Below are 21,315 nucleotides of genomic sequence, written 5' to 3'. Positions count from 1 at the left end.
TGCCCGGTGCGGTCGGCGGCCCGCGCGGCCGCGGCCTGATCCTGCTCGGACTGCCGGTCCGTCTTGACGTCCACGATGCCTCCCGCGAGCCGGAAACACCGCGTTAGTCGCGCGGCCGGAGGGCGCGTTACAGATTTCCGGCGCGTCGCCGGGACTTCTTTTTCACTCAGGCGCGCACGGGGAGCACGATCGCCGACGCGTGCGCGCCGTCGTGGTGGACCTCCTGGTCCGCGGCGCGCAGCGTGACGGCGGTGGCGTGGGGTTCGCCGGTGCCGGGATTCCGGGCGTAGCGCGGGAAAGCGCCGCTGGAGACCTGGACCCGGATGCGGTGCCCGCGCCGGAACCGGTGCGCGGTCGGCCACAACCGGACCGTGACGGCGGCCAGTTCGTCCGCATCGCGCAGGCTGGCGAGGCCGTCGCAGACGTTGACCGAGCGGCCGTCGGGGCCGACGTCGCAGAGCCGGACGAAGACGTCGGCGAACCGCAGGCTCGACCGGAACCAGATCTCCGCGTGCACGTCCCCGATCACTTCGACGTCTTCGCCGAGCACCGGCGTGGTGTAGGTGAGGACGTCGGCCCGGGCTTCGAGCGCCGCGTTGTCCACCCGGCCCGCGTCCGGGGCCATGCGCACGCCGCCGGCCGCGGGGGTCGGGTCCGCCGGGTCGTAGCGGTAGCGGTCCGGTGCGGACCCGCCGGGTGCGTCCGGAGTCAGCGTGCCGCCGGACTGCAGGTGGAACCGTTGCGGCACATAGCCTTCCGGTGGCCACGAAGCGAAGTCGCGCCAGGCTTCCTCGCCCATGACGAACAGCCGGACCGGCGCCCGCTCCGGCGGTTGCTCGCCGCGGGCGTGCGCGAGCCCGAACTCGAGGGCCTGCCGGAGCGTCTCGCCGGTGCTCTCGAGCAGCGAGGAGCGGCCGGCGTGGGTCCACGGCCCCACCGTGAGCCGCGGCCGCCGGCCCGCCTCCTGCAGCGTGCGGAAGTCACGCAGCTGGCCGGGCAGGAAGATGTCGTACCAGCCGGCGACCGAGCTGACCGGAACGGTCACGTCCGCGACGCGGTCCCGGTGGTCGACCTCCGCCCAGCGCGGGCTGGTTTCCGGGTGGGCGAGGACGTCCTGGATGTAGTCGGAGCGGTGGCCGATGGCGACGACGTCGGCCTGCGCGAGCGGCAGCGTGTTCAGCGCCTGCACCAGCTTCTTCGCCTGCCTCCGCTGCCGGAGCAGCGCGAAGCGGCGTTCCTGGACCGCGACCTGGACGCCCCACCCGAACGGCGTCTCCAGCGAAAGGCCGTCCTCGCGCAGGAACTCCAGCGTCAGCCCGGATTCGGTGACCTGCGGGACCATCGCCTTCACCTGCGGGGGCAGCCGGTCGGCCACCGCCCACTGCACGTACCCCAGGTAGCTGGCCCCGACGAGGACGACCGTGTCGCCGGACCACGGCTGCCGCAGCACCCAGTCCAGCGTCGCGAGGCCGTCCTCGCGCTCCTGCCGCAGCGGGTCGAAGGCGCCGCCGGAGCCGAAGCCGCCGCGGGTGCTCTGGATCAGCACCTGGAAGCCGCGTTCGGCCAGGGGACGCCCCAGGATCATCCCGAACGGGCCCCGGCGGCCGTACGGCGTGCGCACCAGGGCGATCGGCAGCCCGTCGCCGCCGTCGTGCGGAGCCCAGCGGTCGGCCAGCAGCTCGGCGCCGTCGGGCATCGGGACCCGCAGGTCCCGCTGGACGGTGAGGTGCCGGGTGGCCGGCGCGGACAGCTTCAGCAGGCGTTCGACAAGACGGCTGATCATCGGCCGGCCTCCTTCGTGATCATCGCGGTGACGACCGAGTGCATCCGCAGCAGCCGGCCGGCGAACTCCTCCGGGTCGAGCGGGTCGGGCCCGTCGACGACCCACGTGTTGACGACCGCCCCGGCCCCGCCGGTCAGGAAGGTGGCCAGGTCCTCGAGGCCGTCGGCGTCGAGGCGGCGGCCGAGGGCCCGGGCGAGGTTTTCCCGGTTGAACGGGAGGAACAGGCCGGTCAGCGCCTTGTTGAGGGCGAACGCGGACGCCCCGGTCAGCAGGGCCCGGTAGAAGCGCCGGTACCGGGCGAAGTGCCGGCCGAGGGCCAGCAGTGACCCGTGCTCGTCGGCGGCCGAGGCGAGGCCGCCGAGCTCGCTGAGCAGTTCCCGGCGGACGAGGTCGAGCGCGGCCTCCAGCAGCAGCGTGTCGCGGTCGCCGAACTGCTGGTACAGCACCTGGCGGCTGACGTCCGCCGCCTCGGCGATCTCGGACACCGGGACGGCGGTGGAGTCGCGTTCGGACACGAGCTCGACGGCGGCCCGCATCAGCGCCGCCCGCGACCGGCGCACCCGCCGGTCCTTGGCGGGGGCTTCGGTCGTCCAGTCGCCGGTCACAGCGTCGATAATGGACAGGTGTCAAAAAAATAGCAAGTGTTCGGTAACCGCCGCGCTCCCCGGGGATGCGAGGATGCGGGCATGTCTTCGACCATGCGGGCCTTCGTGCTCACCGGGCCGGGCGAGTGCTCGGTCCAGGAGGTCCCGGTGCCGCGGGCTGTCGCGGGTGAGGTCGTCGTCGACGTCGAACGGGCCGGGGTGTGCGGTACCGACGTCGAGTTCTTCACCGGCGCGATGACCTACCTCCACCAGGGGCACTCGGCGTACCCGATGCGGCTCGGCCACGAGTGGGCGGGCACCGTCAGCGCCGTGGGGGAGGGCGTGGACCCGGCCTGGCTCGGCCGCCGGGTCATGGGCGACACCATGCTCGGCGACCGCACGTGCCGCCGCTGCCGCAAGGGGCACCAGCACACCTGCGAGCGGCGCCAGGAGGTCGGCATCCGCGGCGGCCGGGCCGGCGCGCTGGCCGAACGGCTCGCCGTCCCCGCGTGGTCGCTGCACGCCCTGCCCGACACGGTGGACGCCGTGCTCGGGGCCCTGGTCGAACCGGGCGGCAACGCCCTGCGCGCGGCCCGCGCGGCCGACGTCGGCGCGGGCGACCGGGCGCTGGTGCTGGGCCCGGGAACGATCGGGCTCCTCACGGCGATGTTCCTGCGCGCGGCGGGCGCCGAAGTGCACCTGATGGGGGTCGGTTCTCTCGAGTTCGCCCGCAGCCTCGGCTTCACCGACACCTGGACCCGGGAAACCCTGCCGGACCTGCCGTTCGACGCGGTCGTCGACGCGACCGGCGCGGCTGGCTCACCCGCGCTGGCGGTGGCGCTGGTGGAGCCCGCGGGCCGCGTCGTCTACATCGGACTGTCCGGGCAGCCCAGCCACCTCGACACGCGCGAGCTCGTGCTGAACGACGTCACGGCGGTCGGGGTCCTGTCGGCCTCGCCGGGCCTGGCCGACACGATCGCCGCGTACGCGAGCGGCGCCGTCGACCCGCGCCCGCTCGTCGCGGCGACCGTCGGCCTCGGCGACGCCGGGGCCGTGCTCGCGGGCGAGCGCATCGGCGGCGCCGGGCCGAAAGTCCACATCGACCCGCGCCGCTGAGCGCTCAGAGCTGCTTGAAGAACTCCAGCAGCGCGGTGGTCACCTCGGCCGGGCGTTCCATCTGGACCCAATGCCCGGCGCCCGGGACGTCGACGACGCCGCGCAGGTCGGGCGCGGCCTCGGCGATGCGGCTGCTGTCGGTGAACGCGCGGGTGAGGTCGCCGTCGCCGCAGAGGTAGAACGCCGGGCGGGTGATCGGGGTGTCGCGCCAGGCCGCCAGGAGGTCCCAGTTGCGGTCGATGTTGCGGTACCAGTTGAGCCCGCCGGTGAACCCCGAGCGGCCGAACGACTCGACGGCGGCGTCGACGTCCTCCTCGCTCAGCCAGGCCGGGAGCGTGGCGGGTGCGGAGAAGCGATCGAGGAAGCCCTCGCCGTCCCGGACGACCGGTGCTTCCGCGGCCCCGCCGAGCAGCTTGCGGAACGTCGTGCGCAGGTCGGCGCCGAACTCGGCCTCGGCCACGCCGGGCTGCTGGAAGTAGATCTGGTAGAAGCCGTCGCCGAACCGCTCGCGCAGCAGGCTCAGCGGGGGCGCGGGCGCCCGGAGGGTGGGCGGCACGCTGAGGCCGGCGACGCCGCGGACGACGTCCGGGCGCAGCAGGGCGGTGTGCCACGCGACGGGGGCGCCCCAGTCGTGGCCCACCACGATCGCCTCCCGCTCGCCGAGCGCGTGGATCAGCCCGACGACGTCGCCGACGAGGTGCAGGAGCGTGTACCGGCTCGCGTCGGCGGGGGAGCCGGTGCCGCCGTAGCCGCGCTGGTCGGGCGCCACGACGTGGTAGCCGGCGTCGGCCAGCGGGGCCATCTGGTGCCGCCACGAGCGGGATGTCTCGGGCCAGCCGTGCAGCAGCAGCACGAGCGGGCCGGTGCCCTGCTCGGCGAGGTGCATGCGGAGTCCACCGACCTCGACGGTCCGGTGCGTGAGCATTCGTTTCCCCTGTTCGCCGTGGTCCACCCGGGACCGTACGGCATCAGCAGTCGCCGCCCGGAAGCGGCGAGGCGAGCGTCGTCGGCCGGGTGCGGCCGCGCAGGGTGACGTCTCCGGTCGCCGTCCACCGGGCGGCTTCGTCCGCGGACGCGGCCTCGACGGCGGTCCAGGAGGCGAGCAGGCGGCCGGGCGCGTTCTTGGCCAGCTCGGTCAGCCGCGCGGCTTCGTTGACCGGGTCGCCGATCACCGTGTACTCGAACCGGCGCGGGTCGCCGACGTTCCCGGCGACGGCGTCCCCGGTCGCCACGCCGATCCCGGCCGGGCCGTCCGGTACCTCGGCGGCCAGCCGGCGGGCGATCGCGCGGGCGGCGGCCAGCGCGCAGGTGGCGTGGTCGCCGAGCGGCGCGGGCGCCCCGAACACGGCCAGGGCGGCGTCGCCGACGAACTTGTTGACCAGCCCGTGGTGCCGGTCGACCTCGTCGACCACCACCGCGAAGAACCGGTTGAGCAGGCCGACGACCTCCTCGGGCGGGCGGCTGGCGGCCAGCGCGGTCGACCCGACGAGGTCGACGAACAGCACCGAAACCGTGCGGACCGTGCCGCCGAGCTCGGTCGAGGTCCGCATGGCCTCGACCGCGACCTCGTGGCCGACGTGCCTGCCGAACAGGTCGCGCAGCCGTTCGCGTTCGGCCAGCCCGGCCGTCATGTCGTTGAACCCGGCTTGCAGCAGGCCCAGCTCGGTGCCGTCGTAGACCGGGATTTCGACGGTGAAGTCCCCGGCCCGGACGCGGCCGAGCGCGTCGCGCACCGAGGAGAGGGGGTTGACCACCGAGCGGGCGGTGAACACGGTGACCAGCAGCCCGAAGCACAGCACGACCAGCCCGAGCGCGATCACCGACACGGCGAGCTTCGTGGTCGAGACGTCGCCGCGCACCCAGGCCAGCACCGCGGTGACCACCAGCCCGGCCACCGGCACCCCGGTCCCGAGGCACCAGAACAGCAGCATCCGCCGGTTGACGCCGCCGTTGACCGGGCGCGGCGGCGTGGTGCCCGTCAGCGCCAGTGCCGCGTACGGCCGCAGGGCGAACTCGCCGAAGAGGTAGGCGATCGCGCAGACGACGACCGCGGCGAACGCGACCACGAGGAACTCGGTGAGCGCGACCTCCGGCTGCACGAGCGCCGCCAGCCCGCCGAAGACCAGGGTCGCGATGCCCCAGAGCACCGCCTGCACGGCCGTCAGCCGCGACGGGACGCGCAGGCTCGCGGCGCGTTCGGCGTCGGTCGGACGTCGTCCGTCGGCCGCCCAGCGCAGCGTGCGAAGGGCGCCGCGCGTGCCCCACAGCGTGCCCGCGACGACCGCCGAAACGACGTACACGGGTACTGCGATCGCGGTGAGGCGCACGAGTTCGCCGGACATGCCCGGCGCCGGCATGAGCAGGGCGGCGAGCCCGACCACGACCAGCGCGCCGATCACGTTGGTGGCGATCAAAGCGGCCGTGAGCAGGCCTTGAACGCGTCGGCGCAGCGCGGTGGCGTGCTGGTCCAGCGGCCCGAGCAGGCCGGAGCCGAACGGCTCCGCGGGGGAGCGTCCTGGGGTCACCATCTGAGTGTACGGTTGTTCACTGAATTGGCGGGAGACGGGTGCCGGAAGTATGTGTTACGGTTGGTAACAGTGAACTTCGGTAACACCTGACGAGGAGGTCGGTCGTGACGAGCATCAGCGAATCGGGCGTGTCGGACCGGGAGACCGTGGCGCGGCGGCTGCTCGACTCGTCGGAGCAGCTGTCCTACGACCCGGTCAAGGAGGTCGACTGGGAGACGCCGCTGGACACGGACTACCACGGCGCGAGTCCGGAGTGGAGCACGCTCTACGGCACCTCCTACTGGGCTGACATGACTCCCGAGCAGCAGCGCGAGCTGACCCGCCAGGAGGCGGCGTCGGTGGCCAGCACCGGGATCTGGTTCGAGATGATCCTGCAGCAGATGGTCCTGCGCGACTTCTACGCCAAGGACCCCACCGACCCGGCGTTCCAGTGGGCGCTGACCGAGATCGCCGACGAGTGCCGGCACTCGATCATGTTCGCGCGTGGTGCGGCGAAGCTGCGGGCGCCCGCGTACCGGCCGCGCCGGTTCGTCGTCGAGCTGGGCCGCGTCTTCAAGGCCACCGCGACCGGCGAGGCCGCCTACGCGGCGATCCTCGTGGCCGAAGAGGTCCTCGACGTGATGCAGCGCGATTGGATGCGCGACGAGCGCGTGGTCCCGTTCGTGCGCACCATCAACAACATCCACGTCGTCGAGGAGTCGCGGCACATGAAGTTCGCCCGCGAGGAGACCCGCGAGCGGCTCGAGGGCGCCGGGTGGCTGCGGCGGCAGGTCAACGGCCTGGTCGTCGCGATCGCGTCGTACTTCATCGTGACCAGCATGGTGAACGGCAAGGTCTACGAGAACGCCGGGCTCGACGGCAAGCGGGCGCGGCGCGAGGCGAAGGCCAACGAGCACCACAAGTCGATGCTGCGCTCCAGCTGTTCCGGGCTGATGGAGTTCCTGCACTCGGCGGGGCTGCTCACCAAGCCGTCGCTGTGGTTCTACAAGCGAGCGAACCTGATCTGAGATGGCCTTCGCGATCACCCAGACCTGCTGCGCCGACGCGTCCTGCGTGTCGGTCTGCCCGGTCAACTGCATCCACCCGACGCCGGACGAACCCGACTTCGGGACCACGGACCTGCTCTACATCGACCCGGCCACCTGCATCGACTGCGGCGCCTGCGCGGACGCCTGCCCGGTCGACGCGATCTTCCCGGCCGGCGACCTGACCGGGCCGCTGCGCGCGTACGAGCAGATCAACGCGGAGTACTACGCGGGCCGGGACGTGCTGGCGGACGTTTCGGCGGCGCCGAACTTCCACCGGTGGGCGCCGCCGTCGTTCGGCCGGGTGCTGCCGAGCGACTTCGCGCCCCTGGACGTCGCGGTCGTCGGCACCGGCCCGGCCGGGATGTACGCGGTGGAGGACCTGCTGCTGCACACCAACGCCCGCGTGACGCTCGTCGACCGCCTGCCGGTGGCCGGCGGCCTGATCCGCTTCGGTGTCGCGCCCGACCACCCGTCGACGAAGAAGATCGGCGAGACGTTCGCGCGGTTCCACGACCACCCGCGGCTGCGCCTGCGGCTCGGCGTGCCGGCCGGTCCCGGCCTGGCGGATCGTCACGACGCGGTGATCTACGCGGTCGGGGCCACGGAGGCGCGGCGCCTCGGCGTCCCGGGCGAGGACCTGCCCGGGAGCCTGCCGGCGGCGACGGTGGTCGGCTGGTACAACGGCCACCCGGACGTCGAGCCGGACGCCGTCGACCTGTCGGCGGAACGGGTGGTCGTCGTGGGCACGGGCAACGTGGCCCTGGACATCGCCCGCATCCTCACGGCGGGCCCGGAGCTGCTGGCGGAGACGCCGATCGCGCCGGAAGCGCTGGCGCGGTTGCGGTCGTCGAAGGTCCGCGAGGTGGTGCTGCTGGCCCGCCGCGGCCCGGAGACGGCGGCGTACACGCGACCGGAGCTCCTGGCGTTGGCGGCCCGCGGCGGCTTGGTGGTGGACGAGCACGCGCGGGTGGCGGAGGCGATCGACGGCGCGGCGCCGGGGGACAAGGCGGCGTGGCTGCAGGGGGTGCCGCGGGAGCGGGTGGACTGGACGGTTCCGCCGCCGGAGGGACGGCGGATCGTGCTGCGGTTCCAGTCGGCACCGGTGGCCTTCGGTGGTGACACGGAGGTCCGCGCGGTGCTGGCGTCGGGGCCGGAGGGTGACGTCGAGATCCCGGCGGGCCGCGTGATCCGGGCGGCGGGGTTCCGCGGGGCGCCGGTGCCGGGACTGCCGTTCGACGACGAGGCGGGGATCGTGCCGAACGCGGCGGGCCGGGTTTCCGGGCGGCCGGGGGTGTACGTGGCGGGGTGGATCAAGCGCGGGCCCTCGGGCGGCATCGGTGCGAACAAGGCCTGCGCGAGGGAGACGGTGGGCGCGCTGCTGGAGGACGCGGTGGCCGGGCGGTTGCCGGTGCGGCGCAGGGGAGCGAGGGTGTTCGGCCGCGCCTGAGCCGGATGCGGTGCTGACTCGTTCCTGGCGCCGGCCGCCAGGAACGAGCCGTGCACTGCGCTCGGCGGGGGCGAGGGCGAGGGCGACCGCGCTACCGGCACCAGTGCGGGCCGGTCGTCCAGCCCAGCAACCGCCGTCCCGAACCGCCGGGGAGCGTGCCGTCCGCCGAACCGCCGGGGAGCGTGCCGTCCGGCGAAAACCGCGCGCCCTCCACCACCGCCGCCAAGCCGGTCACCGCCGGGCCGAACCGTCCGTCCAGGCCCGCCTGCGTCACCAGCTCACCCAGCCGCGCCACCGTCGCCCGCTGGTCTTCCTCCGCGCAGAAGCTCAAGAAGAAGATCGCCTGCCGCCACGCGTACGCGACGTTCTTGACCAGCTGCCGGCTCCACCAGCGCTGCCCGGACAGCTGCCGCACCACCCACGTGAACACCTGCTGCGCCCGCTCCGGACCCGCCAGGCGCGAGCCCAGGTCGAGCGTGTCCACCAGCACCGCCAGGTTGTGCGTCGTGAGGATCTGGCTCTGCTCGATCACCATCCCGTTGCCCGCCACCGACCTGCGCCGCCGGCCGGCGCGGGCCTCGCACACCGCCGCGAAGTCGTCCGCCGTGCGGCGCAGCAGCTTGCGTGGCGGTGCCGTCCACTCCTCCGGCAGGTCGTAGTACCTCGCGTACAGCGTGCCCGCCATGATGCGGCTGGTCGCCGCCGCCGCGGTGCGCCACTTGCCGGTGAACGTGCCCACGAAGATGTCCGCCGCGAGCTCCTCCAGCAGTGGCATCGGGAGCCCCGCCTGCTTGGCCAGTGCGCCGAGCTCGCGCAGCAGTGTGTTCGGCAGGATCGCCTGGGGGAACGAGCCGAGCGCCAGCAGCACGGTCTGGGTCAGCGTCTGCCGCGCCGCCCGGGCGACGTCGGGACGCCGGGCCCGGAACGGCTCCAGGGCGCGGATCCACGGCAGCTCTTCGAGCCGGACCTGCTGTTCGAGGTCGAGCAGCAGCAGCCCGCGGCGACGGCGGAAGGCCGCGTACGTCTGCGCGTACAACGCCGCCAGCCGCTCGTCCTCGACGTTCGCCGCCATCAGCTGTGCCGTGATCTGCGGCAGCACCACCGCCAGGACGTCGCCCGAGGTGATCACGCCGCGCGCGACCAGCTCCTCGACCGGTGCCTCCAGCGCGCGGGCCACCTTCGCGACCAGGTGCGGCGGGACGGCGTCGGCGACGACCGGGTCGAGCGCGGGGAGACCGCCGTCGCCGGGGTAGGCGTCGAGCCGGCCGGCCAGGACGGCCGCGAGCTCCGCGTGCGTCGGGCGCGCGGCCACCGCCGCCTGCACCGCCCGCAGCGCGGCCCGCCGCTCCGAGCCCGGCTCGCCGTGCTTGGTGATCGTGTTGGCCAGCGCGCGGCGGATCCAGCCGACGTCGCGGCCGGTGAGTTCCACACACGCGAACCGGCAACGCCGCAACGCCCGGCAGAGCCGCGCGAAGTTGCCCTTCGGGTGCGCGTGGGACGTCGAGGCCGTGTGCCGCGCGCACGCCGTCGCGTAGTCCGCGAGCCACTGCGCCCGGCGCGATCCCCAGCCTTCGGGCCACGTCCGGCACGGCCAGCCGCCGGTGACGCCGTCCTCGCCCAGCCGCGGCAGCTCGCCTTCGACCGTCTCCGCCCAGAGTGCGACCAGCCGGTCGTACAGCGGGTGCCACACCCGCAGCGTCTCCAGCATCGCCGCGATCGCCGGCTTGGTCGTCGCCGACCGCAGCGTTTCGCGGACCTCGCCGACCGTGGCCAGCCGCACCAGCGCGCCGGACGGCCGCGGGGCCGCGCCGGGCAGCGGGGTCAGGCGCAGCCGGTGCAGCACCGGACGCAGCTCGGCGACCAGGTCGAGGGCGGCTTCGGCGTGGCCGTGGCCGAGCAGCCAGGCGACCACGGGCAGCGCGGCGTCCTCCGGGAATTCGACGCGGTAGGCCTCGGTGGCGAGGGCCGCTCGGAGGGCGGCGAGCCCGGCGTCGGTGAGGTACCCGAGGTTGACGCGCTCGCGTTCGGTGCGGCCCGGCGCGCCGGCCGGCACGGCGGCGAGTTCCTCCGGGCGCACCGGAGTTTCCGCGAGGTACCGGCCGGTGGCGAACCCGCCGTGCGCGACCTCGAGGGTCACCCACGCCGGGGTGTCCGCCACCGGGGTCCGCGAGCCGACCGCCAGCGATCCGTCGGCCATGCCGGCGAGCACCGCGTGCCACCGCCCGGCCTTGGCGAGGGCGCGGCGGCGGACCTGTCCGTCCGTTGTGGACGACGCGGTGCGCAGCGCTCGTTCGAGCTGCCCGTAGGCGTAACCGGGTGACGCCTCCTGTGCCATGTGGACTCCCCCTGGTGAAACCGGACTTGGAGGCAGGATTCGAACCTGCGCCTTCCCGGATTCGAGCCGGGTGTTCTGCCTGCTGAACTACTCCAAGCTGCGGGAACCGCCGATCACGCCGGGCGATTTCCCGCGGCGCCAACGGTAACCGCAGCGGGTGGCTCGGCGCGACCGGCTTTTGCGCTCCGGCTGCGGAGAGCCGGCGGCCTGGTTAGAATAAATCCGAATCAAAGTCACGTTCAGGTTGGAGGCCGCATGACCGGCCCGGAGCCGATCGAAACGGGCGTCCGCCTGCGCCGGGTGCCACGCCAGGCGCGCTCGCGGCAGAAGCTGGCCCAGGTGCTGGCGGCCGCCGACCGGCTGCTCGCCGCGGACGGTGTCGAGGCGCTGACCACCACGCGGGTCGCCGCGGAGGCGGGCGTGTCGGTGGGGGCGCTCTACCAGTACCTGCCGGATCGCGACGCCATCGCCGAAGCCCTGGGTGAGGTCTACCTCGCCCGCCTGGAAGACCTCATGACGTCGTTCGCCGAGCGGGCGGCCGAAGAGACCTGGGAAGATCCCGTCGGCCTGCTCGTCGACGCCTTCGCCGGGCTCTACCGCGCGGAACCCGGGTTCCGCGCGCTGTGGTTCGGCCGCGGCCTCACCGACGGAACCCGGGAAGCCGACGTCGCGCACAAGCGCGTGATGGCCACCGGCGTGCACCGCATTCTCGTCGCGCAGGACCTCCTGCGCGACGACTACGAAGCCGCGGTCGCGTGCCGCACCGCGTTCCTCGCCGCCGACGCCGTGATCCAGGAGGCCTTCCGCGGCGACGGCGCCCCCGAACTCCTCGAACCGGTCAAGACGATGCTGCGGGCGTACCTCGGGCAGCAGCCCCGGCCGTAGCGACGAGGAACTCCTCGCCCCGGACGACCCGCAGCCCGTCGGTGCGGCCCGCGAAGTACCGCGCGTCCAGCTCGGTGCCCGACACGTGGACGACGTCGCGGAACCCGGCTTCGCGGGCCATCGCCAGCATTTCCGCGGGGGAGAAGGAACTGGCGAAGGGTGTCCCCGCCGCCTCCGCCCGGCGGGCGGTGGCCTGGTGGCGGGCGCGTTCGCCGTCGTCGAGCAGTTCGGCCGGCAGCATGAACGTCATCGCGAGCGTGGAGCCCGGGGCGAACCCGGCGATCCGGCGCAGCACGGCCGCGTTCGCCTCCTTCGTCAGGTACATGCTGACGCCGGTGGACGCGACGATCGCCGGTTCGCCCGCGGTGAAACCCGCGGCCGTGAGCCGGTCCCACCACGACGTCGTTTCGAAGTCGACCGGGACGAAGCGCAGCCACTCCGGTGCGTCCAGGCCGAGTTCGGCCAGCCGGTCGCGCTTCCAGGCCTGTGGTCCCGGCCGGTCCACTTCGAACACCCGCAACCGGGCCGCGATGTCCGGGCGCCGCTGGGCGAACGTGTCCAGCCCGGCGCCGAGGATCACGTACTGGCCGACACCCCGGCCGGCCTGCTCGGCGACCAGGTCTTCGACGAACCGGGCCCGGGCCACCATGCCCGCCCGGTACCGGCCGGCGGTCGCCGGGTCCATGTCGTCGCGGTGCCGCCAGCCGTCGCCCGGATCGGCCAGCCGCAGGCCCAGGTCGTCGGCGAACACGTGGGGCGGCAGATCGACGGCGACGTGCAGGGCCCGCCACAACGCGGTCCGCACCGCCGTGCTGTCCGGCGCGGCCACGTCAGGACGCGCCCGGCGCCGACAGCGTCCACGTGCGCCCGTCCGGATCGCGGACGGTCATTTCCCTGGTCCCGTAATGGGTTTCTTCGAACGGGGTGACCACCTCGACGATCTCGCCGGCCTCGAACTCGTCCGCGTCCGCGACCTTGAACACGATCTGCGTCCGCGGCGGCCGGCTTTCGGGCACCTCGGCGATGAACAGCCAGGGGCCGTCGCCGTTGCGCAGCTGCCCGGAGTTGTGGTCGGTCGCGAAGTCGATCTCGTACCCCAGCGCCTGGAAGAACTTGGCCGCCTTGCCCCAGTTGTGCGTCTCCAGGTACATCGCCTCGATGCCCTCGGTCGTCATGTCAGTGCTCCTCTGCGGGATCGGTCTCGAGGTAGGCGCGCAGCGCCGCGGCGACCAGCGCCGAGAGTGACTGCTCCGTCTCGACGGCCCGGTGCTTGACCTGCCGGATCAGGCCGATCGGCAGGTACACGTTGAACTGCTTGACGTCGTCATCGCCCACCCCACGAGGCTAGCATGCTAGCAAGCTAACCCCGCAAGTCCCGCCGTCCGGCCCCTTGACGCCGCGTCGTGCGAGGTCAACAATCCAGGCGTCTTTGTTAGCGCTAACAGTTTTCGACGACGAAGTCGGAGCCCTGCCATGAAGCTGCGCCACGGATTGTCCGCGCTCGCGCTGATCGCCGGAATCTTCCCGGGAACCGGAGCCGCCGCGGCGAGCACGACCGCCGCCGAGGTGGCCGTCCCGCCGCCGGCGATGGGCTGGGCGTCGTGGAACACCTTCGCCGCGAAGATCGACTACGCCACCATCAAGGCGCAGGCCGACGCGCTCGTCTCGGCCGGCCTGAAGGACGCCGGGTACAGCTACGTCAACATCGACGAAGGCTGGTGGCAGGGCACCCGCGACAGCGGCGGGAACATCACCGTGGACACCGCCGAGTGGCCGGGCGGGATGAAGGCGATCGCGGACTACCTGCACGGCAAGGGACTCAAGGCCGGGATCTACACCGACGCCGGCCGCGACGGCTGCGGCTACTACTACCCGACCGGGCGGCCCGCCGCGCCCGGGAGCGGCAGTGAAGGCCACTACCTCCAGGACATGCTGCAGTTCCAGCGCTGGGGCTTCGACTTCGTCAAGGTCGACTGGTGCGGCGGCGACGCCGAAGGCCTCGACCCGAAGAGCACCTACCGGGCGATCAGCGACGCCAACAAGGCCGCGACCGCGCAGACCGGGCGCACCCTCACGCTGTCGATCTGCAACTGGGGCAAGAAGAACCCGTGGAACTGGGGCGCCGGGACGGCCCCGATGTGGCGCACCAGCACGGACATCATCTACTACGGCCAGACGGCGAACCTGGGCCAGGTGCTGACCAACTTCGACCAGGCGCAGCACCCGGTGTCGCAGCACACCGGGTACGTCAACGACCCGGACATGCTGACCGTGGGCATGCCCGGCCTCACCGACGCGCAGGCGCGCACTGAGCTGAGCCTGTGGTCGATTTCGGGTGCGCCGCTGCTGGCGGGCAACAACCTGGCGACGATGAGCGCGGCCACGAAAGCGATCCTGACGAACCGGGAAGTCATCGCCGTCGACCAGGACCCGCGCGGCCTGCAGGGCGTCAAGGTCGCCGAGGACGCCGCCGGGCTGCAGGTCTACTCGAAGGTCCTCAGTGGCTCCGGCAAGCGTGCGGTGGTGCTGCTCAACCGGACGTCTTCGGCGGCGACGATGAACGTCCGGTGGGCCGACCTCGGCCTGACGCCGGCTTCGGCCGCCGTGCGCAACCTCTGGGCCGCCGCCGACAAAGGCAGCTTCGCCACCGGGTACAGCGTCACCGTCCCGGCCGACGACTCCGTGCTGCTGACCGTCCAGGGCACCGACGCCGCCGCCACGCACGGCACGACGATCACCGCGGCCGCCACGGGGTTGGCCATCGCCACCTTCACCTACAACGCGACCACCACGCAAACCCCGGCCCTCGCGGTGAACGGCCAGCAGCCGACCGTCGTCGCGTTCCCGGCCACCGGGGGCGTGGCGAAGACCGTCTCCGCGGTGGTGTCGCTGGGCAACGGAACGAACTCCCTGACGTTCTCCGGCACCCCACCGCAGGTCACCGACATCGCCGTCCTCCCCCTCCCGGGCACGGCCGGTGTCGAGGTGGTCGGCGCGCAGTCCGGCCGCTGTGCCGACGTGAACGACAACGGCATCGCCAACGGGATCCAGGCCCAGCTGTGGGACTGCGCCGCGGGCCCGAACCAGACCTGGGTGCCGGTGCGCGGGCAGCTCGTCGTCAACGGCACCAAGTGCCTCGACGCCTACAACAGCGGGACGGCGAACGGTACCGCGGTGGTCGTCTGGGACTGCAACGGCCAGCGCAACCAGCAGTGGACGACGAACGCGAACGGGACCATCACCAACGCGGTGTCCGGGCTGTGCCTGGACGCGAGCGGCGCCGCCACCGCGAACGGCACGAAGATCATCCTCTGGGGCTGCAGCGGTGGCGCCAACCAGCAGTGGACCCGGCGCTGAGTCAGGCCGTCGACTCCCGGATCACCAGCCGGCACGGCCGGGTGTGCCGGCCGGGGGAGGGCTCGCCGTTGATCGCCGCCAGCAGGAGGTCGGCGGCGGTCCGCCCGAGCGCCTCCAGCTCCATGTCGACGCTCGTCAGCGGCGGCTGGCAGCCCAGGGCCATGACGTCCCAGTTGTCGAAGCCGACCAGGGCGACGTCGCCGGGCACGCGGCGGCCGGCCGCCCGCAGCGCGTCCGCGGCCCCGCGGGCGATCTGGTCGCTGCCGCAGAAGACGGCGTCGAAGGCGGTGCCCGAGCCCAGCAGCATCCGGACCGCCTGCCGGCCCCACGCCTCGCTCCACTCGCCGAACATCGGGAGCCCGGCCGGCTCGAGCCCGGCCTCGGCGAGCCGTCCGGCGGCGGCCGCCGCGCGCACGGTGGCCGAGTGGTGCCGCTCGGGACCGGTGATGTGGGCGATGCGGCGCCGTCCGGTGGCCAGCAGGTGCTCGACGGCCTTGCGCGTCCCGCCGGCCTCGTCCGGCACGACCGAACAGTCGTGCGGATCGGTCGAGCTGATGAAGGCGTACACGACCGGGATCGGCAGGTCCGCGCCGATCGGCGGGCGGGCCTGGGTCCGGCGGCCGGTGACGATGATGCCGTCGACCCGGCGGGACAGCAGCGTGCGCAGGTAGTACTGCTCGCGGATCGGGTCGTCGCGGGCGTCGCAGAGGAAGACCGACATCTCGCCGGCGCCGAGGGCGTCCTCGGCCCCCATCATCAGCGGGATGCTGAACCGGCCGATGGTGTCGGTGGTGATCATGCCGACGGTGTAGGTGCGCCCGGAGTTGAGCGTCACGGCCGCCCGGTTGGGTTGGAACCCCAGCTGCTCGGCCGCCGAGAGCACCCGCTGCCGGGTCTCCGCGCGGAGCGACCCGCGGCCGTTGAGCGCCTTCGACGCGGTGCCGACCGAGACGCCGGCCAGGAGCGCGACCTCGCTGATCGTGGCCGGCTTCGCAACGGCGCCGGGAGTTTCCGAAAGTTTCCGCGGGGGCATGGTGGCACAGTACCTCCGTCGCCGTCCGCAACCCAGCGTAACCCGCTTGTCTACGGCAAACGGTCGCTTGACGCGCTGCTCGAACGGCCCTAGCTTGAGTCGGAAACCGGTTTCTGAAATTTTCCCGGTTGCTTCTTCGACACCGCAGGCGGCGGCCTCCCGATAGGAGAGAGTCGATGACTTCGCACATCCGAACCAGGGCGCGGTGGGGGCGTGCCGCGGCCGCCGTCGCCGGCGTACTCGTCCTCGCGGGCTGCCAGAGCGGCCCGTCCGGGGCGGCCGCGGGGGACACCTCGAGCGTGGACGACGGCACCACGATCACCATGTGGACCCGCTCGCCGACGGCGACCTTCAGCCAGACGTTGATCGACGCCTACAACGCGAGCCACAAGAACAAGGTGAAGCTGACCGTCTTCCCGGCCGACTCCTACCAGCAGAAGGTCGGCACGGCCGCGGGCGCGAAACAGCTGCCGGACCTCTTGGCGGCCGACGTCGTCTACGCGCCGAACTACGCGGCCAAAGGCCTGTTCCTCGACCTCACCGCCCGCGTGACGCAGCTGCCGTTCAAGGGCAGCCTGGCGGCGGCCCACATGAAGGCGGCCACCGCCGGCGGCAAGCACTACGCCGTGCCGCACGACATCGACCTGTCCGCGGTGTTCTACAACAAGGTCCTGTTCGCCAAGGCCGGTCTCGACCCGGAGAAGCCACCGTCCACGTTGGACGAAGTCACCGCCGACGCGCGCAAGATCGCCGCGCTCGGCGGGGACACCAAGGGCTACTTCTTCGGCGGTGCCTGCCCGGGCTGCCAGCTGTTCACCAGCTGGCCGATGATCTGGGCCTCCGGCGGCACGGTGCTCGACGAGCAGGGCACCGCGGCCACGCTCGACAGCCCCCAGGCCGCGCAGGTCTACTCCTGGCTCCGGCAGCTCTACACCGAGGGTGTCGTGCCGGCGTCGGCGAAGAACGAGTCCGGGCCCACCTGGACGCAGTCCTTCCTCGACGGCAAGATCGGCATCCAGCCGATGGGCGCCACCGCCCTGCAGGGCATGAAGGAGGGGCCGAACCTGCAGGTCGGCGTCGCCCCGATCCCCGGGTTGAAGGGCGGCAGCTCGTCGTTCGTCGGCGGGGACGTGCTCGGCATCGGCGGCAACAGCACGCACGCCGCGGCCGCGTGGGACTTCATCGCCTGGACGCTGTCGGACCAGGCCCAGGTCGACGTCGTCGCGAAGAGCAAGAACATCACCGTCCGGTCCGACCTCGCGGACAACACCTACGCCAAGCAGGATCCGCGGCTCGGGGTGTTCAACCGGCTCGCGAGCCAGGGCCAGACGCCGATCTCGGTCAACTTCGGCAAGACGTTCAACGACACGAACGGGCCCTGGACGGCGACGGTGATCGACGCGGTCTTCGGCGGCGGTGACGCCGGATCGATCCTGAAGCAGCACAACGCGGCCGTCACCGAGTCCCTCTCCGGCGGCAGCTGATCATGGTGTCGCTGCTTCCCCCGCGGGTGTCGGCGCCGGAGACCCCGGCGCCGGCACCCCGCCGCCGCGGCTCGATCGCCCGGGGCCGCCGCCGGCTGGGGATCGCCTACGCCGCCCCGATGGCCGTGCTGGTCGCCGTCTTCTTCGTCATCCCGCTCGGGCTGATGCTGTGGATGTCGGTCAGCCACTGGCCGCTGGTCGGCGCGTCCCACCCCAACGGCGTCCAGAACTACGACGCGCTCAGCGACCCGCTGTTCCTGCGCGCGGTCTGGTTCACGCTCAAGTACACGCTGGTCACCACCGTCGTGCTCAGCCTCGTGGCCTTCGGGCTGGCGTCGCTGGTCCAGCACGACCGGCGGGGCACCGGCTTCGCCCGCACGGTCTTCTTCCTGCCCAGCGCGGTCGGGCTCGCGTCGACCAGCCTGTTGTTCTACGGCCTGTTCAACACCGACTCGTCGGCGCTGAACCACCTGGTGGACTTCCTCGGTTTGGGCCGGGTGGACTGGCTCGGCTCCGGCGGCAGCGCGCTCGGCTCGGCGGTCGGGATGATCACCTGGCGGTTCGCCGGGTTCTACATGCTCATCCTGATGACCGGCCTGCAGGGCATCGACCCGGCGCTGTACGAGGCCGCGCGCATCGACGGCGCGAACCGGTGGCAGATCCTGTGGCGGGTGACGCTGCCGCTGCTGCGGCCGACTCTGGCGCTGGCGATGGTGCTGTCACTGACCGGCTCGCTGCTGGCGTTCGACCAGTTCTTCATCCTCACCGGCGGCCGCCACGACACGGCCACGGTCGTCATCGACATCTACCGCGAGGCGTTCCTGTCCCAGGACCTGGGGCGCGCGGCCGCGGTTTCGGTGGCCACGCTCGCCGTGCTCATCGTCCTCAACGTCGCCCAGCTGCGCCTGATCCGCCGGGAGGGGAGGTGAACCGGCTGCGGGCCGCGGGCCTGCACGTCACGAGCGCCGCCCTGGTGGTGCTGTTCCTGCTGCCGCTGCTGTGGACGCTGTATTCGTCGCTGACCGGGCGGGAGGCCGGGGACGCCGGGACGGACAACTACCGGCGGCTCGCCGACTACGGCAGCGGCCTCGGCACCTACCTGGTCAACACGACCGTCGTCGCGCTGGTCGCGGTGACCGTCACGGTGGTGGCGACCACGCTCGGCGGCTACGCGATGGCCCGGCTCGCCTTCCCCGGGCGCACCCTGCTGTTCCTGGTCACCCTGGCCATCCTGATGGTGCCCTACACGACGATCCTGGTCCCGCTCTACATCCTGCTCGGCTGGCTCGGCCTGCAGAACTCGCTGCTCGGCCTGGGCCTGGTGATGGCCGTGCTCCAGCTGCCGTTCGGCCTGTTCATGATGCGCAACTCCTTCGAGGCGCTGCCGGTGGAACTGGAGGAGGCGGCGCTGATCGACGGCTGCTCGATCGGTGGCGCGCTCCGGCGGGTGCTGCTGCGTGGCGTCCTGCCCGGCGTCGTCACCGTGGCGCTGTTCTCCTTCCTGGCCGCCTGGAACGAGTTCGTCGCCCCGCTGATCTTCCTCACCGACGGCGAGAAGTTCACCCTGCCGGTCGCGCTGTTCAACCTCCAGTCCGGCAGCCTCGGCTCGGTCGACTTCGGGGCCCTGCAAGCGGGAGTGGTGGTCTCCGCCTTGCCGTGCGTGGCGGTCTTCCTCGTCCTGCAGCGGTACTACGTCCGCGGCTTCACCTCGGGAGCCCTCAAGGGCTGAGAAGGAGCACTCGATGACCGAACGCATCCTCGGGCCCGTCCACCCCACCTCCACCGCGAGGGCGGCGCTGCGGCCGCTGTTCCTCGGCGCGGTCGCCTTCGCACCGGACAGCCTCCTGGGCGGCTGGCAGGCGCGCAACGCGAGCCGGACCCTGCCGCACTGCGTCGAGCAGCTGGACGCGGCGGGCGCGCTGGACAACCTCCGCCGCGTCACCGGCGAGGTCGACGCCGACCGCCGCAACATGTGGTTCTCCGACTCCGACGTCTACAAGACCCTCGAAGCCGCCGCCTGGCAGCTCGGCCGCGACCCGGGCGACGCCGAACTGCGCGCGTTCCTCGACTCCACCGCGGCGCTCGTGGCCAAGGCCCAGGAGGAGGACGGCTACCTGAACTCCTACTTCACCGTCGACAAGCCGGACCTGAAGTGGCGGGAGCTGCACTGGAGCCACGAACTGTACTGCGCGGGCCACCTGATCCAGGCCGCCGTCGCCGCCGCGCGGGCCGGGGTGGGTGCCCAGCTCGTCACGGTCGCCCGGCGGTTCGCGGACCTGATCGTGGAGCGGTTCAGCACGGTCGACGACGTGGACGGGCACCCGGAGATCGAGACCGCACTGGTGGAGCTGTACCGGGTGACCGGCCACCGGCCGTACCTCGACCTGGCGCTGCGGTTCCTCGACCTGCGGGGCCGCGGCCTGCTCGACGGCGAGCGGTTCGGCTCGCGGTACCTGCAGGACCACGTCCCGGTCCGCGAGGCGGACGAAGTCGCCGGCCACGTCGTGCGCCAGCTCTACCTGCTGGCCGGCGTCGTGGACGTCGCCGTCGAGACCCGGGACGACGCGCTGCTGGAGGCGGCCCGCCGGCTGTGGGCCGACGCGTTCGGCGCCAAGACCTACCTGACCGGCGCCCAGGGCTCCCGCCACCGCGACGAAGCGTTCGGCGACCCGTACGAGCTGCCGCCGGACCGGGCGTACGGCGAGACCTGCGCCGCGATCGCGAGCTTCCAGTGGAACTGGCGGCTGCTGCTGGCCACCGGCGAAGGCCAGTACGCCGACGAGATGGAACGCGCGCTGTACAACGCGATCGCCGGGTCGACCGCCCTCGACGGCACGCACTTCTTCTACGCCAACCCGCTGCACCTGCGGACCGGCCACGACGGCTCGCACGAAGACGCGCCGTCGCAGCGCCTGCCGTGGTACTCGTGCGCCTGCTGCCCGCCCAACCTCGCCCGGCTGGTCGCCTCGCTGTCCGGCTACGTGGCCACCACCGACCCCGGCGGGCTGCAGGTGCACCTGTACACCGCCGGGACGATCCAGACCACTGTGGACGGTGTCGACGTCCGCGTCGAAACCCGCACCCGGTACCCGTGGGACGGCCGCGTCGAGCTGACCGTGACCACCGCGACCCCGCTCATGCTGTCCCTGCGCGTCCCCGGCTGGGCCGAGGGCGCCCTGCTCGACGGTGTGCCCGCCGAGGTCCGCGACGGCTACGCGGAGGTGCGGCGGGACTGGACGGGCGGCACCACGGTGACGCTCGACCTGCCGATGCCCGCCCGTGTCGTCCGGCCGCACCCGCGGATCGACGCCGTGCGCGGCTGCGTCGCCGTGACGCGCGGGCCGCTCGTGTACTGCGTGGAGCAAGCCGACCTGCCGGACGGCGTGGTCCTCGAGGACGTGCGGATCGACCCGGCGGCACCGTTCTCCGACGTGTCCTTGCCTGACGTGCCGGTGGCCCTCACCGCCGTCGGCCGGGTCGAGGTCCCGACGTCGGACGAGCTGTACGGCGTCGGGGACACTGCGCCCGGCGAGCCGGTCGAGCTGACCGCCGTGCCGTACTTCCTGTGGGGCAACCGGGCACCCGGCCCGATGCGGGTCTGGCTCCCGGTCGCCGTCGAGTAGGCCCTGCTCACCCTGGTCGGCATTCGGGAGCGCACCCAGCCGTGACCTGTTAACGCTAACAAAACCGAAGATTGCGAGGACCCGATGACGCGTCCTTTGGTATTTCGGCACA

The 21,315-nt window shown here is 72.7% G+C and carries 18 protein-coding genes and 1 tRNA gene; 9 read left to right on the top strand and 10 right to left on the bottom strand.

Annotated elements, in window-relative coordinates; all coding sequences use genetic code 11:
• Nucleotides 1–166: 166 nt before the first annotated feature.
• Nucleotides 167–1,783: a CocE/NonD family hydrolase gene (locus CCN39_RS24975; RefSeq protein ID WP_086845853.1), complete on the bottom strand. Its 1,617-nt coding sequence runs from the start codon at nucleotides 1,781–1,783 to the stop codon at nucleotides 167–169.
• Nucleotides 1,780–2,388: a TetR/AcrR family transcriptional regulator gene (locus tag CCN39_RS24970; RefSeq protein WP_086845851.1), complete on the bottom strand. Its 609-nt coding sequence runs from the start codon at nucleotides 2,386–2,388 to the stop codon at nucleotides 1,780–1,782. The genes CCN39_RS24975 and CCN39_RS24970 overlap by 4 nt, the downstream gene beginning before the upstream one ends.
• An 81-nt stretch (nucleotides 2,389–2,469) precedes the next feature.
• On the opposite strand from CCN39_RS24970, the gene CCN39_RS24965 reads away from it, so the two are divergent.
• A complete protein-coding gene (locus CCN39_RS24965; protein ID WP_086845849.1) occupies nucleotides 2,470–3,483 on the top strand; it encodes a zinc-dependent alcohol dehydrogenase in 1,014 nt (337 codons plus the stop codon).
• A gap of 4 nt (nucleotides 3,484–3,487) precedes the next feature.
• Here CCN39_RS24965 and CCN39_RS24960 read toward each other — a convergent pair whose 3' ends face one another.
• Nucleotides 3,488–4,408, bottom strand: coding sequence for an alpha/beta fold hydrolase (locus CCN39_RS24960; protein ID WP_086845847.1), 921 nt, complete (start codon nucleotides 4,406–4,408; stop codon nucleotides 3,488–3,490).
• Nucleotides 4,409–4,451: 43 nt separating this feature from the next.
• A complete protein-coding gene (locus tag CCN39_RS24955) occupies nucleotides 4,452–6,008 on the bottom strand; it encodes an adenylate/guanylate cyclase domain-containing protein (RefSeq protein ID WP_086845863.1) in 1,557 nt (518 codons plus the stop codon).
• 107 nt (nucleotides 6,009–6,115) lie between these two features.
• Here CCN39_RS24955 and CCN39_RS24950 point away from each other — a divergent pair, with 107 nt between their 5' ends.
• The gene (locus CCN39_RS24950) at nucleotides 6,116–7,018 is read left to right on the top strand and encodes an AurF N-oxygenase family protein (protein ID WP_086845846.1); all 903 of its coding nucleotides are present in this window, start codon (nucleotides 6,116–6,118) and stop codon (nucleotides 7,016–7,018) included.
• Nucleotide 7,019: 1 nt separating this feature from the next.
• Nucleotides 7,020–8,486, top strand: a complete 1,467-nt coding sequence (locus tag CCN39_RS24945; protein ID WP_086845844.1) for an FAD-dependent oxidoreductase — start codon at nucleotides 7,020–7,022, stop codon at nucleotides 8,484–8,486.
• 91 nt (nucleotides 8,487–8,577) lie between these two features.
• Here CCN39_RS24945 and CCN39_RS24940 read toward each other — a convergent pair whose 3' ends face one another.
• Both CCN39_RS24940 and CCN39_RS24935 read right to left on the bottom strand, forming a co-directional pair.
• Nucleotides 8,578–10,821 (bottom strand): hypothetical protein, encoded by a 2,244-nt coding sequence (locus CCN39_RS24940; RefSeq protein WP_086845842.1) that lies wholly within the window; start codon nucleotides 10,819–10,821, stop codon nucleotides 8,578–8,580.
• Between the two features lie 24 nt (nucleotides 10,822–10,845).
• Nucleotides 10,846–10,918: transfer RNA gene (locus CCN39_RS24935), tRNA-Ser, on the bottom strand.
• Nucleotides 10,919–11,076: 158 nt separating this feature from the next.
• Here CCN39_RS24935 and CCN39_RS24930 point away from each other — a divergent pair.
• Nucleotides 11,077–11,706: a TetR/AcrR family transcriptional regulator gene (locus CCN39_RS24930; RefSeq protein ID WP_086845840.1), complete on the top strand. Its 630-nt coding sequence runs from the start codon at nucleotides 11,077–11,079 to the stop codon at nucleotides 11,704–11,706.
• Here the strand turns inward: CCN39_RS24930 and CCN39_RS24925 are convergent.
• From CCN39_RS24925 to CCN39_RS24915, 3 genes are read right to left on the bottom strand one after another with little or no spacing between them, the layout of a single operon-like run.
• Nucleotides 11,660–12,535 carry a class I SAM-dependent methyltransferase gene (locus tag CCN39_RS24925; RefSeq protein ID WP_086845838.1) on the bottom strand — a complete coding sequence of 292 codons (876 nt, stop codon included), beginning with the start codon at nucleotides 12,533–12,535 and terminating at the stop codon, nucleotides 11,660–11,662. The genes CCN39_RS24930 and CCN39_RS24925 overlap by 47 nt on opposite strands.
• A gap of 1 nt (nucleotide 12,536) precedes the next feature.
• Nucleotides 12,537–12,881, bottom strand: a complete 345-nt coding sequence (locus tag CCN39_RS24920) for a VOC family protein (protein WP_086845836.1) — start codon at nucleotides 12,879–12,881, stop codon at nucleotides 12,537–12,539.
• A 1-nt stretch (nucleotide 12,882) separates the two neighbouring features.
• Nucleotides 12,883–13,041: a CopG family transcriptional regulator gene (locus CCN39_RS24915; RefSeq protein ID WP_086845834.1), complete on the bottom strand. Its 159-nt coding sequence runs from the start codon at nucleotides 13,039–13,041 to the stop codon at nucleotides 12,883–12,885.
• Between the two features lie 138 nt (nucleotides 13,042–13,179).
• Between CCN39_RS24915 and CCN39_RS24910 the strand changes: the two genes are divergently transcribed.
• Nucleotides 13,180–15,063 (top strand): alpha-galactosidase, encoded by a 1,884-nt coding sequence (locus tag CCN39_RS24910; RefSeq protein ID WP_086845832.1) that lies wholly within the window; start codon nucleotides 13,180–13,182, stop codon nucleotides 15,061–15,063.
• A 1-nt stretch (nucleotide 15,064) separates the two neighbouring features.
• Here the strand turns inward: CCN39_RS24910 and CCN39_RS24905 are convergent, their stop codons facing one another.
• Nucleotides 15,065–16,096, bottom strand: coding sequence for a LacI family DNA-binding transcriptional regulator (locus CCN39_RS24905; protein WP_086845830.1), 1,032 nt, complete (start codon nucleotides 16,094–16,096; stop codon nucleotides 15,065–15,067).
• A 176-nt stretch (nucleotides 16,097–16,272) separates the two neighbouring features.
• Here CCN39_RS24905 and CCN39_RS24900 point away from each other — a divergent pair, with 176 nt between their 5' ends.
• Genes CCN39_RS24900 through CCN39_RS24885 form a run of 4 tightly spaced genes read left to right on the top strand, consistent with a single transcriptional unit; the run spans nucleotide 16,273 to nucleotide 21,203 of the window.
• Nucleotides 16,273–17,580 carry an ABC transporter substrate-binding protein gene (locus tag CCN39_RS24900; RefSeq protein ID WP_086845829.1) on the top strand — a complete coding sequence of 436 codons (1,308 nt, stop codon included), beginning with the start codon at nucleotides 16,273–16,275 and terminating at the stop codon, nucleotides 17,578–17,580.
• A gap of 2 nt (nucleotides 17,581–17,582) precedes the next feature.
• The gene (locus tag CCN39_RS24895; protein WP_086845827.1) at nucleotides 17,583–18,509 is read left to right on the top strand and encodes a carbohydrate ABC transporter permease; all 927 of its coding nucleotides are present in this window, start codon (nucleotides 17,583–17,585) and stop codon (nucleotides 18,507–18,509) included.
• Nucleotides 18,506–19,309, top strand: coding sequence for a carbohydrate ABC transporter permease (locus CCN39_RS24890; protein WP_086845826.1), 804 nt, complete (start codon nucleotides 18,506–18,508; stop codon nucleotides 19,307–19,309). Before CCN39_RS24895 ends, CCN39_RS24890 begins: the two co-directional genes overlap by 4 nt.
• 13 nt (nucleotides 19,310–19,322) lie before the next feature.
• The gene (locus CCN39_RS24885) at nucleotides 19,323–21,203 is read left to right on the top strand and encodes a glycoside hydrolase family 127 protein (protein ID WP_086845824.1); all 1,881 of its coding nucleotides are present in this window, start codon (nucleotides 19,323–19,325) and stop codon (nucleotides 21,201–21,203) included.
• Nucleotides 21,204–21,315: the final 112 nt, after the last annotated feature.

It is taken from the genome of Amycolatopsis kentuckyensis (genome assembly GCF_002155975.1).
Taxonomy (GTDB): Bacteria; Actinomycetota; Actinomycetes; order Mycobacteriales; family Pseudonocardiaceae; genus Amycolatopsis; species Amycolatopsis kentuckyensis.
Note: the sequence above shows the minus strand (reverse complement) of the source record. Positions and strands in the feature narration are given on the sequence as shown.